Origin of the sequence: Roseateles rivi, from assembly GCF_043555845.1 — a bacterium.
Taxonomy (GTDB): domain Bacteria; phylum Pseudomonadota; class Gammaproteobacteria; order Burkholderiales; family Burkholderiaceae_C; genus Roseateles; species Roseateles rivi.
Window position 1 is genome coordinate 167,098 of the sequence record NZ_JBIGHZ010000005.1, and the last position, 13,223, is coordinate 180,320.

Sequence of the window (13,223 nt, forward strand, 5' to 3'; positions counted from 1 at the left end):
GATGTCAGCCAGTCTGGTTGTAGAAGAGTTGCACAAGCGCTATGGAGAGCGCGAAGTGCTCAAAGGTGTTTCCCTCGCGGCCAAGCCCGGCGATGTGATCACCCTCATCGGCTCTAGCGGCTCAGGCAAAAGTACCTTCCTGCGTTGCATCAACTTGCTGGAGCAACCCTGGGAAGGCCGGCTGCGCCTGGGCGAAGAAGAACTCAAGTTGGTGCGCGACCGCGACGGCAGCCTCAAAGCCGCCGACGCCGCACAGCTACAGCGCTGGCGCTCGCGCCTGGCCATGGTGTTTCAGAACTTCAACCTCTGGGCGCACCGCACGGTGCTGGAAAACGTCACCGAAGTGCCCATCCACGTGCTGGGCATCCCCAAAGCTGAAGCCATTGAAAAAGCCGAAGCCCTGCTGGCACGCGTAGGTGTAAGCCACCGCAAGTCGGTCTACCCTGCGCAGCTCTCGGGCGGCGAACAGCAGCGTGTGGCCATTGCGCGCGCGCTGGCCGTGGACCCTGAGGTGATGCTGTTTGACGAGCCCACCTCGGCCCTGGACCCCGAACTGGTGGGCGAAGTGCTCAAAGTCATGCGCGACCTCGCGGCTGAGGGCCGCACCATGATCGTGGTCACCCACGAAATGGGCTTTGCCCGCGAAGTCTCCAACTACACCCTCTTCCTGCACCAGGGTAAGGTGGAAGAACAAGGCGCCCCAAAAGAAGTGCTGGTGCGCCCCCAAAGCGAACGCCTCAAGGCCTTCCTCAGCGGGGGGCTGAAGTAGGGGCACCACAGCCCCATCATTTTGGCAAGTTCAGTCTTGCTACTGAAATTTCGTGCTATAGTAGCAGACTCATCTGGAGAGATGGATGAGTGGTTTAAGTCGCACGCCTGGAAAGCGTGTGTGGGTTAATAGCCCACCGCGGGTTCGAATCCCGCTCTCTCCGCCAGATCAAAACCCAAGTGATGTATTCGTCACTTGGGTTTTTTCTTGGAATACGGGCGACACCAGGGTTGTCGCCGACCCCAAACCATCCCGCAACAATGCCTGACAGAAATTGCGCAAATGCTTGTAAGCCAAGCATTTGTCAGCGCCTATGCGCGCAATAAGATTCACGAAAACAAAAAGGCCACCTTGCGGTGGCCTTTTTCATGAGCGCTAAATTCCGGGGAATTTATGCGTAAATATGTTGGCGGAGTGGACGGGGCTCGAACCCGCGACCCCCGGCGTGACAGGCCGGTATTCTAACCAACTGAACTACCACTCCAGAATCGGCTTTACGTCGATTCAAAGAGCCTGACCAGAGCCAAACTCTCTATTTGGCGTCCCCTAGGGGATTCGAACCCCTGTTACAACCGTGAAAGGGTCGTGTCCTAGGCCTCTAGACGAAGGGGACTTTCACTCAATTGCGCACAGCAAAAGCTATGCAAATATGTTGGCGGAGTGGACGGGGCTCGAACCCGCGACCCCCGGCGTGACAGGCCGGTATTCTAACCAACTGAACTACCACTCCAGAATCGGCTTTACGTCGATTCAAAGAGCCTGACCAGAGCCAAACTCTCTATTTGGCGTCCCCTAGGGGATTCGAACCCCTGTTACAACCGTGAAAGGGTCGTGTCCTAGGCCTCTAGACGAAGGGGACATATTGAACCTGCGGCCCGCAAAGCAAATTTGGTGGAGGTAAGCGGGATCGAACCGCTGACCTCTTGCATGCCATGCAAGCGCTCTCCCAGCTGAGCTATACCCCCGAAATTCGGCATAGCGAGCCACAAGCTCATAATGTTGGCGGAGTGGACGGGGCTCGAACCCGCGACCCCCGGCGTGACAGGCCGGTATTCTAACCAACTGAACTACCACTCCTTATATCGAGATATATTATATCACCGATATATTCTGGCAATTTCAAAAATCACTGAATGATTTTTCAAGTATCGCAAAACTTGGCGTCCCCTAGGGGATTCGAACCCCTGTTACAACCGTGAAAGGGTCGTGTCCTAGGCCTCTAGACGAAGGGGACTAAACCTTCTTCCCGAACAGCGCGCCACCTGTGATGGTGGAGGTAAGCGGGATCGAACCGCTGACCTCTTGCATGCCATGCAAGCGCTCTCCCAGCTGAGCTATACCCCCTCAAGTGTGCAAACCTACCTTGCGGCTTGGTATTGCGTTCACCCTACGGCGCTGCGCTGTTCAAGCGAGAACGAGAGTATAGAACGTTTTTTACTGCTGACGCAAGCGTTTCACAACAATTTCTTTGTCGAACAACTCCAGCACCGCATCGACTGAGGGGGTTTGGGCGCAGCCACAGACCAAAACACGCACAGGCACAGCCAATTGCGGCATCTTCAGCCCATGCTCGCTCAAGGTTTCCTTGAACGCCGCAGCAATGTCCGCACGGGTCCATTGCGCCAGCGACTCAAAACGCGCTGCCAAGCTTGCCAATGCAGGTTTCGCAAGCTCAGTAAGGTGCTGTGCCAAATCATCCTGGCTAGGCTGCACCTGAGTTGCATACACGCTGGCCCAGTCAGCCAAAGCCACCGTGGTCGCGCAGCGGTCTTTGTACAAAGCGCAGATGGCTTCCAGCCGTGCCGGCGCGGCTACACCACGCTTGGCCAACTGCGCCTGCACCAGGCTGGCCAGGCGTTGATCGTCGGCACGCTTGATGTATTGAGCATTCACCCATTCAAGCTTGGCCGGATCCCATTGCGCCGGACTCTTGGACAGATGGCTGCCATCGAACCAAGCAACCAGCTGCTCGGGGCTGAAGAGCTCGTCGTCGCCGTGGCTCCAACCCAGACGCGCCAGATAGTTCAGCATGGCCTCGGGCAAATAGCCCTGCTCTTCGTAGGCGGTGACGCTGACAGCACCACGACGCTTGGAGAGTTTGAGCCCGTCGTCGCCAAGAATGACCGGGATGTGACCAAAGGCCGGGAGGCGTGCCCCCAAGGCTTCAAAGATATTGATCTGCCAGGGCGTGTTGTTGATGTGCTCGTCGCCTCGGAACACATGGGTGATGCTCATGTCCCAGTCGTCGACCACGACGGCAAAGTTGTAGGTTGGCACGCCCAGCGTGCCCGCTGGAGCGTCGGCAGCCGGGGGGCGAATGATGATCAGGTCATCAATTTCCCGGTTGTTGATGGTGATGGTGCCCTTGACCAAGTCTTGCCAGCTGACGTCACCTTCCAGCGGGTTTTTGAAGCGCACCACGGGCTGAACACCAGCAGGCACTGCTGGCAAGGTTTTGCCAGGCTCCGGGCGCCAGCGGCCGTCGTAGCGAGTTTTCTCGCCGCGCGCTTTCTGACCCTCGCGCATTTCATCGAGCTCCTGCGGCGTGCAGTAGCAGTAGTACGCCCGCCCCGCCGCAATGAGCTGCTGGGCCACGGCGTGGTACCGCTCTAGGCGCTGCATTTGATAGATCGGGCCTTCGTCGTAGTCCAAGCCCAGCCAGTGCATGGAGGCCAGGATTTGCTCGACAGAGTCCTGCGAGGAGCGGGCCACATCCGTGTCTTCGATGCGCAGAACGAACTGCCCACCGTGGTGTTTGGCGTATGCCCAGGAATACAGGGCGGTGCGGGCCGTCCCCAGGTGCAAAAAGCCTGTGGGCGACGGTGCGATGCGGGTGCGAATGGGAGGAATAGCGCTCATGCCTGATTCAGTGTGGTGAGCCCGCGCTGCAAGTCATCGCAGATGTCCTGCACATGCTCCAGACCAACGGCCAGACGGATCAGGCCTTGACCAATGCCTGCGGCTTGGCGTTGTTCTTCGGAGAGTCGACCGTGCGATGTGGTCGCGGGGTGGGTGATGAGAGATTTGGTGTCGCCCAGATTCGTGGCGATGGACAAGACCTGAGTGCTGTTGATGACGTGAAACGCCGCAGCACGTGCAGCCTCCGGGCTATCGGCACGCACGTCAAACGACACCACAGCACCGCCCAACCCGCCTTGCTGGCGCATGGCCAACTCGTGTTGCGGGTGGGATGCCAAGCCCGGGAAGTAAACCCGCGAGACTTGAGGCTGTTGTTCGAGCCAATGCGCCACCGCCAGGGCGGCTTCGCTTTGGGCCCGCATGCGCAGCGCCAGGGTTTCCAGGCCCTTGATCAACACCCAGGCATTGAAGGGCGAGAGCGTCATGCCCGCGGTGCGCACAGTGGGGCCAAACACATCGCGAATCAAGGCGTTGGAACCGCACAGCGCGCCGCCCATGACGCGTCCCTGCCCGTCCAAATACTTGGTGGCGGCGTGCATGACGAGGTCGGCGCCCAGCTCCACCGGGCGCTGCAGTGCAGGCGAGCAAAAGGTGTTGTCGACCGCCAGCAAAGCGCCTGCCGCGTGGGCGATGTCCGCCAAGGCGGTGATGTCGCACACTTCGGTCAAGGGATTGGTGGGCGTCTCGGCAAAGAACAGCCGGGTATTGGGCTGCACGGCCTCGCGCCACTGCGCCAGATCGGTTTGCGAGACAAAGCTGGTCTGCACACCGAACTTGCCAAATTCCTTGGCAAAGAGATTGAGTGTGGAGCCAAACACAGAGCGCGAGCACACCACATGGTCGCCTGCTTTGAGCAAGCCCATGATGATCAGCAAGATGGCGCTCATGCCCGTGGCCGTGGCCACACAGGCCTCGGTGCCTTCCAAGGCCGCCAAGCGGGCTTCAAAACTGCGCACCGTCGGGTTGCTGGTGCGCGCGTAGGTGAAGTCCTCCGAATTGGCAAAACGCTGCGCCGAGGTTTGTGCATCGGGCTGCACAAAGGCGCTGCTCAGAAACAGACCTTCGCTGTTTTCGCCATGTTGGCTCGGTGGCAGCGCCGTGCGCACCGCCAGCGTTTCACGGCGCAAGCCAGGGGGCAAAGGGCGACGATCGGGGGTGGGTGCGTTGGCGCTCATGTGGATTCCGTTCCGCTTTGCAAAGCCAGGCGACTGCGAGCGGCGCCGTCTTCCTCATCGCCCTGGGAGCTGCGTTGCTGGGCAATGACCGCGAAGTCCTCGGCGGAAACATCACCCGTGATGTAGCTGCCATCAAAGCAAGAGGCCTCAAAGCCCCTAAGCTGCGGGCACAAGACCCCCACCACACGTTTCATGGCATCAACGTCTTGGTAGATCAAAGCATCGGCACCGATGTACTGACGCACTTCCTCAATGGTTCTCCCGTGCGCAATCAATTCACTCTTGGTGGGCATGTCGATGCCGTAGACGTTCGGGAAACGCACCGGAGGAGCCGCAGAAGCGAGGTAAACCTTATTGGCTCCAGCCTCGCGCGCCATTTGCACGATCTCTTTGGAGGTCGTGCCGCGCACGATGGAGTCATCCACCAGCAGCACGTTACGGCCCTTGAACTCCAGACCAATGGCATTGAGCTTTTGACGGACCGATTTTTTTCGTGCGCCCTGCCCTGGCATGATGAAGGTACGCCCCACATAGCGGTTCTTCACAAAACCTTCGCGATAGGGCTTGCCAATACGGTGAGCCAGCTGCATAGCCGATGGACGGCTGGACTCCGGGATGGGAATCACAACATCAATCTCGCTAGGCGGGATGGTTGAGATCACGCGCTGCGCCAGCGTCTCGCCCATGTTCAGGCGCGCCTGATAGACGGAGATGCCATCCATCACCGAGTCAGGCCGCGCAAGATACACGAACTCAAACATGCAAGGGTGGAGCTGCGGATTCTCTGCACATTGGCGGCTGTGGATTTGGCCATTGATATCAATAAAGATGGCCTCGCCTGGAGCAACGTCACGCAGCAGTTTGTGCCCCGTCCCCTCCAGAGCCACGCTTTCGCTGGCCACCATGATTTCACCTTGCTCGGATTCACCAAAACACAAGGGGCGAATGCCGTAAGGGTCACGAAATGCCAGCAAGCCCTGACCCGCAATCAACGCGATCACACCATAGGAACCCTTGATGCGCTTGTGCACCGCGGCAACAGCGGCAAATACCGCATCAGGCGTGAGTGGCACGGCATCGGCAACGCGCTCCAGCTCATGCGCCAGCACATTGATCAGCACCTCGGTGTCACTCTCGGTGTTGATGTGACGGCGGTCGATTTCGAACAACTCGTCTTTCAACGCATGCGCGTTGGTGAGATTGCCGTTGTGCACCAACACAATGCCGTAGGGCGCATTGACGTAAAAAGGCTGAGCTTCCTCTTCGCTATAGGCGTTCCCCGCCGTGGGGTAGCGCACCTGCCCCAGCCCAATGGTGCCGGGCAAGGCTCGCATATTGCGGGTACGGAACACATCACGCACCATGCCGCGCGCCTTGTGCATAAAGCACTTGTTGCCTTGCATAGTCACGATGCCTGCTGCATCTTGGCCGCGATGTTGCAACAGCAACAGCGCGTCATAGATGAGTTGGTTGACCGGCGCCTTAGAAATCACACCGACGATGCCGCACATGCCTTAGTCCTTCTCAGAATGCTCAAACGTTAGATCGCCATGGGGGCTTGTGACTCCCGAGGCGACAAATACTGCTGCACGGCCGGTGGCACCCAGGGCTTGAGCCCCGAAAGGCCAAGCTGTAACCACGGCACCCACTGCGACGATTGCCAAGCCTGCCAATTTACCGCGGGCGTCATGCCCACCAACACAACCAGCAGCAGCGACAACAAAAAAGCTCTCAACGCACCAAACACCGCACCACCCATGCGGTCCAGCACATTCAGTGGCGTGGCGTGCAGCAGTGCACGGACCACCTTGGCCGCCAAGCCCCACAGCACCAAAATCAGCAATGCACTCAGCACCCACGCCACCACCAGCGTGGCGCCCTGTCCCATGGGCATGGCCGGCAAATTCGCAGCCACCAGAGGCTGCAGAAAAGGTGCGGCAAAGTAGGCCGCCACCCAGCCCAACAGAGACAGCAGCTCAAAAGTCAAACCGCGCCAAAACCCCAATACCACGGACAGGCCAAGCCCACCCCAAAACGCAATGTCTATCCATGCCATGAGTGAAATCACAGCGTCAGCACGGCAGAGCCAAGCCCAGCGCTGCGCAAACGGGCGGCGGCTTTGTCGGCCTCATCCCGAGCGGCATAGGGCCCGATGCGCACACGCACGCGCTTGCCTTGAGCCGTTTCAATGGCTTGGGTGTAGGTCTTGAAGCCCATGCGCTCGACCTTGTCGCGCAGCTCTTGAACCGATTTGCTATCGCTGAATGCACCGATTTGAACGATGTAGCGCCCTGTCTGCGCGGGCTTGGCGGCCGTGCTAGCGGGGTCCCGGCCTTCCAGCAAAGCGCGAGCGCGTTCTTGTGATTGGGCGTGCTCGTCACGCTTGGCTTGAACGGGCGGCGCTTCACGCTTGGGCTCCGTCACAGCGCGTGGTGCGGGCTCTGCAGCAGGCCGCTCGGCGCGCGGCGCGGCTTTTTCACTGGGCCGTGCGGCAGGCTTGGCGACCTCTTGTTCTGCCACGCGTGTTGCTGTGGCAGGTTTTTCTTTGACGGGGTGCGCGCTGGCTGCGGATGCGCGGGGCGCAGCAGCAAGCGCTTGAGCGCTCGATGCAGGCTTCTCAGGAGGCACAACTTCCCGGCCTGCGCCGTGCAAGTCTTCCATCACCACCTCAGGCGCGGCGGGTGCATGCGGCTGGCGGCTGGCCGCCGCCACCGGCGGCAACACAGGGGCCACGGGAAGGCTGGCGGTCTTGACCTGCGCAACAGGCGCAGGCACCTCGACAGCCGCTTGTTGCGGCAAGTTCAGTGGCAAGTCAGCGGGAATTGGGCGCGGCTTGGTTTCAAAAACCATGGGGAAAACAATCAGCGCCGCCAGCACCAGCACCGCAGCGCCAATGAGCCTGTGACGGGCCTGCATGCGCAGCTGTTGCAGGTCTTGCGCCATATCAGCACCGGCCCGGTTGCTGCTGCCCTCACCTTCACCGCGCCTGAAGAAGCTCCACCAGCCCATCGTGTCTCAACCTTTTTGCAGAGTATTCAGCGCCCAAGAGCAGGCCATGCACACAGACCCCAAGTCAGCAAGGCCAGGCGCCAAAACCACGCACAAACGCCTGGGGAGATGAACCGACCCTAGCCACCCGCGGCAGGGGCTGAAGCCGGATCGGAGCGGCCCGCACCCTCACCCAGGCGCGGCAAGCCATTGGCCAAGATGCCACCCACGGTAAAGAAGGAACCGAAGGCCAAAATTCTATCAGCGGGCCCCACTTGAGCTGTTGCGGCATTGAGGGCGCTCATGGGGCTGTCGTGGGTGCTGACACTCAGTCCACCAGGTGTTTTGAGCAGCTGTTGCGCGTCGAGCTGCCGCAGCTGCTGGGCCAGGGCTTCTGCACTGGCCGCACGGGGCAGCGGCAAATCGCAGCAGTGCCAGTGGTCCACCAGTGGCGCCATGCGCTGCATGATGGCTTGCAAATCTTTGTCGGCCATGGCACCAAAAATAGCGTGCGTGCGCGGGAAGAATCCCATTTGATCGAGGTTGTGCGCCAGCGCCGCCACCGCGTGCGGGTTGTGCGCTACGTCCAGCACCAGCGTGGGCGAACCCGCCACCACCTGGAAACGCCCCGGCAAGCTCACCAAAGCCAGTCCCGAGCGCACGGCTTGCGCGCTTACAGGCAGCCGCTCGGCCAAAGCCTCAAGCACGGCCAACACGCCCGAGGCGTTGAGCAATTGGTTCACGCCGCGCAGCGCCGGGTAGGCCAAGCCACTGAAGCGTTTGCTGCGCCCCGACCATTGCCACTGTTGGCGGTCGCCGCCATGCTGGAAGTCTCGTCCGAGCAAACGCACATCGGCACCGATGCGCGCCGCGTACTGCTCGATGGAGGCGGGAGCCACTGGATCAGACACCACAGCCGGGCGGCCGCTGCGCATGATGTGGGCTTTCTCCAGACCAATCGACTCGCGGTCCGGACCCAAGTACTCGGTGTGGTCGAGGTCGATGCTCGTGATCACGCTGCAATCGGCATCGATGGTGTTGACGGCATCCAGCCGTCCGCCCAGCCCCACTTCCAAAATCACCAAATCCAAAGGCTCACTGGCGAGCCGACGCAAAATCGCCAGCGTGGTGTGCTCGAAATAGGTCAGCGAGTGCGCGCCGCGAGCCGCCTCCACGGCCTCGAAATGCGGCAGCAAAGACGCCGCCTGCACCGGCTCCCCGCCCACCCGGCAGCGCTCCTGGAAATGCACCAGATGCGGCTTGATGTAGAGCCCCACGCGGTAGCCCGCCTGCAAGGCAATGCTCTCGAGCATGGCGCAGGTCGAGCCCTTGCCGTTGGTACCGGCCACCATGACCACCACGGTGTCGGGCGAAAAGCGCAAGCCCAGAGCATCGCGCACGGCGTTGACGCGCGTGAGCCCCATGTCGATTTCTTTGGGATGAGCGCGCTCGCAATGCGCCAGCCATTGGTCCAGAAGTTGCTGCGCCGCTGCGGGGCTGGCGCTGGCGTCAAACGCGGGGGGCAAGGTATCGGGCATGGTGAATCTCCCACGCAGCAGGGTGTGCAAAGGGCAAGGCAAAACAACAACGGCCAGACCGAGGGGTCTGGCCGTCACCCATCAAAGGCAGCGCTGGGCTGAACCTCAGGCCACAGCGTCAGCGCTTTGGCGCTGCAAGATGGCCAAGTTACGGGCGATGGTGTCGCGCAGCTCGCGGCGGTCGACGATCATGTCCACGGCGCCCTTCTCCAACAGGAACTCAGCGCGCTGGAAGCCAGGCGGCAGCTTTTCGCGCACCGTGTTTTCAATCACGCGTGGGCCGGCAAACCCGATCAGCGCCTTGGGCTCGGCAATCACGACGTCGCCCACGAAAGCAAAGCTGGCAGACACACCGCCCATGGTCGGGTCGGTGAGCACGCTGATGTAGGGCAGCTTGGCCTTGGCCAAACGCGACAGGGCCGCGTTGGTTTTGGCCATTTGCATCAGCGACAGCAAACCTTCCTGCATGCGTGCGCCACCCGTCGCGGTGAAGCAGATGAACGGTGTTTTTTGCTCCAGCGCCGTTTCCACGCCGCGCGCAAAACGCTCACCCACCACCGAACCCATGGAGCCGCCCATGAAGTCGAACTCGAAGCAGGCTGCCACCACGGGAATGGAGCGCACTGCGCCGCCCATCACCACCAGCGCGTCGGTCTCGCCCGTGGTATCCAACGCCTCTTTGAGCCGGTCTGGGTACTTTTTGCTGTCTTTGAACTTCAGCGGATCAACAGGCAAAACTTCCTGACCGACTTCGTAGCGCCCTTCCCCGTCCAAAAACGCATCCAGGCGCGCGCGCGCGCCAATGCGGTGGTGGTGGCTGCACTTGGGGCAGACGTTGATGTTTTGCTCCAAGTCCGTCTTGTAGAGCACGGTGTCGCATGAGGGGCACTTGATCCAAAGACCTTCGGGCACGGTGCGGCGCTGATCCGGGTCGGTCTGCTGGATCTTGGGGGGCAGAAGTTTTTCGAGCCAACTCATGGCGCAGTCCTCTCGTGTTGGGTGTGGGCAGACCTGGTTCAGGCGTCCAGCGCGGCGCGCACGTCTCGGATGAAAGCGGCGGCCTCTTGGGCGACATTATCGCGCGTCTGAGACTCCAGGCGCTGCACCAAGGCTGAGCCGATGACCACAGCGTCCGCATGGCGCGCCACTGCGGCAGCCGTGGCCCCGTCGCGAATGCCAAAACCCACGCCCACGGGCACCGAAACATGGGCTTTGATGCGCGGCACAGCCTGGGCCACAGCGTCGGTGTCAAGGTGGGCTGCGCCGGTCACACCCTTGAGCGAGACGTAGTAGACATAGCCGCTGCCCAGCCGCGCGGCTTGCTGGATGCGCGCATCGCTGGAGGTCGGCGCCAGCAGGAAGATGGGGTCCATCTCGTGGTCGCGCAGCAAGCTGGCAAAGCCCTCGCACTCCTCGGGCGGGTAGTCGACGATCAACACCCCATCCACCCCACAGGCTTGAGCGTCGCGCGCAAAGGCGGCCACGCCATAGCACTCCACGGGGTTGGCGTAGCCCATCAGCACCACCGGCGTGTGCGTGTTGCGCTGGCGGAATTGCTTGACCTGCTCCAGCACCAAGGACAGATTCATGCCACGCGCAAGTGCTCGCTCGCTGGCGCGCTGGATCACGGGCCCGTCCGCCATGGGGTCGGAAAACGGCACACCCAGCTCGATGACATCGGCTCCTGCATCGGCCATGGCCAGCATCAGCTCGGTCGTGGCATCCAGATAAGGGTCACCCGCCGTGATGTAGGGAATCAAGGCCTTGCGCCCAGAAGCGCTCAATTGGGCAAAGCAGTGGGCAATGCGGCTCATGCTGCACCTCCTTGAACCACGCGCACGGCCACACCGCCGCCTTTGACCGTCTGGCCTTGGCAGGTGGGTCGGCAGAAAAAGTCCGCGCCGGACAAATCGGCCACGGTGCCGATGTCCTTGTCACCACGGCCCGAGAGATTCACCAGCAAGTGCTGGTCGGGCCTCAGGGTGGGCGCCAACTTCACGGCGTGCGCCAGCGCGTGGCTGGACTCCAGCGCGGGAATGATGCCCTCGGTGCGGCAAAGGCGGTGGAAAGCCGCCAGCGCCTCGGCGTCGGTGATGCCCACGTATTCAGCCCGGCCGATGTCTTTGAGGTAAGCGTGCTCGGGGCCCACGCCGGGGTAGTCCAGCCCCGCAGAAATCGAATGCGTTTCGATGATTTGGCCGTGCGCGTCCTGAATCAAATAGGTTCGGTTGCCATGCAACACGCCAGGCGTGCCCGCTTGCAGCGTGGCGGCGTGCTTGCCGCTGGCCAGACCCTCGCCGGCCGCCTCCACGCCGATGAGGCGCACATCGCGGTGCTCGATATAGGGGTAGAAGATGCCGATGGCATTGCTGCCACCGCCCACGCAGGCAATCACCGCATCAGGCTGGCGGCCAATCTGCTGGGGCATTTGCTGCAGGCATTCATCACCGATGACGCGCTGGAAGTCCCGCACCATCATGGGGTAAGGGTGCGGACCCGCTACGGTGCCAATGATGTAGAAGGTCGACTCCACATTCGTCACCCAGTCGCGCATGGCCTCGTTGAGCGCATCCTTGAGGGTTTTGGAGCCCGACTCCACCGGCACCACGGTCGCACCCAGCAGCTTCATGCGGTAGACGTTGGGCGACTGGCGCTTGACGTCCTCCGAACCCATATAGACCACGCACTCCATGCCGAAACGGGCGCAAATGGTGGCCGTGGCCACACCGTGCTGGCCCGCGCCAGTCTCGGCAATCACGCGCCGCTTGCCCATGCGCCGCGCCAGCAGCGCTTGGCCAATGGTGTTGTTGACCTTGTGCGCGCCGGTGTGGTTCAAGTCCTCGCGCTTGAGATGGATTTGTGCACCACCGAGCTCCTGACTCAAACGCCGCGCATGGTAGATGGGGCTGGGACGACCCACGAAGTGCGCCAGCTCGTGCTGAAACTCAGCCACGAATTCCGGGTCTTTGCTGTAGTGGGCGTAGGCCTCACGCAGCTCGTCGAGTGCGTGAACCAGGGTTTCTGAAACAAAGCGGCCACCGTAATAGCTCTGCGAGCCATCAAGCGGATGAGCAATGGGGCCGAAGCGCCCTTGGGCGTCGGGTTGGGAATAGCTGGACATGAGAAAACCTCGCGGTGCAAAGGCGGCGGTCAGCCAAGGACCACCGACGGGTGTGTGAAGCGTGAATCAGCCTGCGTCGGCAAGCCGAACCGCAGCGCAGAAAGCCTGCATCAGCGCTGCGTTCTTGAGGCCTTTGGCCTCCTCAACGCCGGAGCTGACGTCAACGGCCCAGGGCCGCAGACGCCTCACACCATCGGTCACGTTGGCTGCACTCAACCCACCAGACAAAACGACCGGAGAGGGAACGCTTGGAGGCAGCAGTGACCAATCAAACACCTTTCCGCCACCGCCATAACCGTCGACAAAGGCGTCGAGCAAAATGGCTTGGGCACTCGAAAATTGAGCTGCGAAGTCTAGCAAATCAAAGCCCTCGCGCACACGTGCAGCCCGCAGATAGGGGCGTTGCCAGCGCGTGCAGGCGGCCTCGTCTTCATCGCCATGAAACTGCAGCGTCAGCTGCGGGATGGCGAGCACAGCCTCCTGGATGAGCTGGGGCTGGGCGTTGACAAACAAGCCCACCGGCGTGACAAACGGCGGCAACCGGCGCGCCAGCTCGGCTGCGCGCGCCACCGTCACCGCACGCGGGCTTTTGTCGTAGAAGACAAGCCCAATGGCGTCGGCGCCGGCAGCCACTGCGGCGTCCACATCGGCCTCGCGCGTCAGGCCACAGATCTTGATTCGGGTGCGGTTCACAGCGAGGTATCTCCTTGTCT

At 61.5% G+C, this 13,223-nt stretch carries 11 protein-coding genes and 9 tRNA genes; 2 read left to right on the top strand and 18 right to left on the bottom strand.

Annotated features, from left to right (window positions below):
* The first annotated feature begins 1 nt into the window (after nucleotide 1).
* Nucleotides 2–769, top strand: a complete 768-nt coding sequence (locus tag ACG0Z6_RS13430) for an ABC transporter ATP-binding protein (protein WP_394462230.1) — start codon at nucleotides 2–4, stop codon at nucleotides 767–769.
* A gap of 75 nt (nucleotides 770–844) precedes the next feature.
* A tRNA-Ser gene (locus ACG0Z6_RS13435) sits at nucleotides 845–935 on the top strand.
* Between the two features lie 241 nt (nucleotides 936–1,176).
* Here ACG0Z6_RS13435 and ACG0Z6_RS13440 read toward each other — a convergent pair.
* From ACG0Z6_RS13440 to ACG0Z6_RS13525, 18 genes are all read right to left on the bottom strand, one after another.
* Nucleotides 1,177–1,253: transfer RNA gene (locus ACG0Z6_RS13440), tRNA-Asp, on the bottom strand.
* A 53-nt stretch (nucleotides 1,254–1,306) separates the two neighbouring features.
* Nucleotides 1,307–1,382: transfer RNA gene (locus ACG0Z6_RS13445), tRNA-Glu, on the bottom strand.
* 40 nt (nucleotides 1,383–1,422) lie between these two features.
* Nucleotides 1,423–1,499: transfer RNA gene (locus ACG0Z6_RS13450), tRNA-Asp, on the bottom strand.
* 53 nt (nucleotides 1,500–1,552) lie between these two features.
* A tRNA-Glu gene (locus tag ACG0Z6_RS13455) sits at nucleotides 1,553–1,628 on the bottom strand.
* A 30-nt stretch (nucleotides 1,629–1,658) separates the two neighbouring features.
* Nucleotides 1,659–1,734: transfer RNA gene (locus ACG0Z6_RS13460), tRNA-Ala, on the bottom strand.
* 35 nt (nucleotides 1,735–1,769) lie between these two features.
* Nucleotides 1,770–1,846: transfer RNA gene (locus tag ACG0Z6_RS13465), tRNA-Asp, on the bottom strand.
* 81 nt (nucleotides 1,847–1,927) lie between these two features.
* Nucleotides 1,928–2,003 (bottom strand) — tRNA-Glu (locus ACG0Z6_RS13470).
* Nucleotides 2,004–2,037: 34 nt separating this feature from the next.
* Nucleotides 2,038–2,113, bottom strand: a tRNA-Ala gene (locus tag ACG0Z6_RS13475).
* A 90-nt stretch (nucleotides 2,114–2,203) separates the two neighbouring features.
* A complete protein-coding gene (gltX, locus tag ACG0Z6_RS13480; protein WP_394462232.1) occupies nucleotides 2,204–3,628 on the bottom strand; it encodes a glutamate--tRNA ligase in 1,425 nt (474 codons plus the stop codon).
* Entirely contained in the window at nucleotides 3,625–4,863 is a 1,239-nt protein-coding gene (locus ACG0Z6_RS13485; RefSeq protein WP_394462234.1) for an O-succinylhomoserine sulfhydrylase, read from the bottom strand. Before ACG0Z6_RS13485 ends, gltX begins: the two co-directional genes overlap by 4 nt.
* On the bottom strand, nucleotides 4,860–6,374 hold the full coding sequence (gene purF, locus ACG0Z6_RS13490; RefSeq protein WP_394462236.1) for an amidophosphoribosyltransferase: 1,515 nt from the start codon (nucleotides 6,372–6,374) through the stop codon (nucleotides 4,860–4,862). Before purF ends, ACG0Z6_RS13485 begins: the two co-directional genes overlap by 4 nt.
* Before the next feature lie 29 nt (nucleotides 6,375–6,403).
* Nucleotides 6,404–6,919: a CvpA family protein gene (locus ACG0Z6_RS13495; RefSeq protein ID WP_394462237.1), complete on the bottom strand. Its 516-nt coding sequence runs from the start codon at nucleotides 6,917–6,919 to the stop codon at nucleotides 6,404–6,406.
* 8 nt (nucleotides 6,920–6,927) lie between these two features.
* The gene (locus ACG0Z6_RS13500; protein WP_394462239.1) at nucleotides 6,928–7,872 is read right to left on the bottom strand and encodes an SPOR domain-containing protein; all 945 of its coding nucleotides are present in this window, start codon (nucleotides 7,870–7,872) and stop codon (nucleotides 6,928–6,930) included.
* A gap of 119 nt (nucleotides 7,873–7,991) precedes the next feature.
* On the bottom strand, nucleotides 7,992–9,389 hold the full coding sequence (folC, locus tag ACG0Z6_RS13505) for a bifunctional tetrahydrofolate synthase/dihydrofolate synthase (RefSeq protein ID WP_394462241.1): 1,398 nt from the start codon (nucleotides 9,387–9,389) through the stop codon (nucleotides 7,992–7,994).
* Nucleotides 9,390–9,494: 105 nt separating this feature from the next.
* A complete protein-coding gene (gene accD / locus ACG0Z6_RS13510; RefSeq protein WP_394462243.1) occupies nucleotides 9,495–10,367 on the bottom strand; it encodes an acetyl-CoA carboxylase, carboxyltransferase subunit beta in 873 nt (290 codons plus the stop codon).
* Nucleotides 10,368–10,405: 38 nt separating this feature from the next.
* Nucleotides 10,406–11,203, bottom strand: a complete 798-nt coding sequence (trpA, locus tag ACG0Z6_RS13515) for a tryptophan synthase subunit alpha (RefSeq protein WP_394462245.1) — start codon at nucleotides 11,201–11,203, stop codon at nucleotides 10,406–10,408.
* On the bottom strand, nucleotides 11,200–12,510 hold the full coding sequence (trpB, locus tag ACG0Z6_RS13520; protein ID WP_394462246.1) for a tryptophan synthase subunit beta: 1,311 nt from the start codon (nucleotides 12,508–12,510) through the stop codon (nucleotides 11,200–11,202). Before trpB ends, trpA begins: the two co-directional genes overlap by 4 nt.
* A 66-nt stretch (nucleotides 12,511–12,576) precedes the next feature.
* Entirely contained in the window at nucleotides 12,577–13,203 is a 627-nt protein-coding gene (locus ACG0Z6_RS13525) for a phosphoribosylanthranilate isomerase (protein WP_394462248.1), read from the bottom strand.
* Between the last annotated feature and the right edge of the window lie 20 nt (nucleotides 13,204–13,223).

Excerpts from the sequence above, each read along its gene's own strand:
- ACG0Z6_RS13430 (WP_394462230.1), top strand. The coding sequence starts at position 2 with ATGTCAGCCAGTCTGGTTGTAGAAGAGTTGCACAAGCGCTATGGAGAG.
- trpB (WP_394462246.1), bottom strand. The coding sequence starts at position 12,510 with ATGTCCAGCTATTCCCAACCCGACGCCCAAGGGCGCTTCGGCCCCATT.
- ACG0Z6_RS13485 (WP_394462234.1), bottom strand. The coding sequence starts at position 4,863 with ATGAGCGCCAACGCACCCACCCCCGATCGTCGCCCTTTGCCCCCTGGC.
- ACG0Z6_RS13500 (WP_394462239.1), bottom strand. The coding sequence starts at position 7,872 with ATGGGCTGGTGGAGCTTCTTCAGGCGCGGTGAAGGTGAGGGCAGCAGC.
- trpA (WP_394462245.1), bottom strand. The coding sequence starts at position 11,203 with ATGAGCCGCATTGCCCACTGCTTTGCCCAATTGAGCGCTTCTGGGCGC.
- folC (WP_394462241.1), bottom strand. The coding sequence starts at position 9,389 with ATGCCCGATACCTTGCCCCCCGCGTTTGACGCCAGCGCCAGCCCCGCA.
- ACG0Z6_RS13495 (WP_394462237.1), bottom strand. The coding sequence starts at position 6,919 with ATGGCATGGATAGACATTGCGTTTTGGGGTGGGCTTGGCCTGTCCGTG.
- gltX (WP_394462232.1), bottom strand. The coding sequence starts at position 3,628 with ATGAGCGCTATTCCTCCCATTCGCACCCGCATCGCACCGTCGCCCACA.
- accD (WP_394462243.1), bottom strand. The coding sequence starts at position 10,367 with ATGAGTTGGCTCGAAAAACTTCTGCCCCCCAAGATCCAGCAGACCGAC.
- purF (WP_394462236.1), bottom strand. The coding sequence starts at position 6,374 with ATGTGCGGCATCGTCGGTGTGATTTCTAAGGCGCCGGTCAACCAACTC.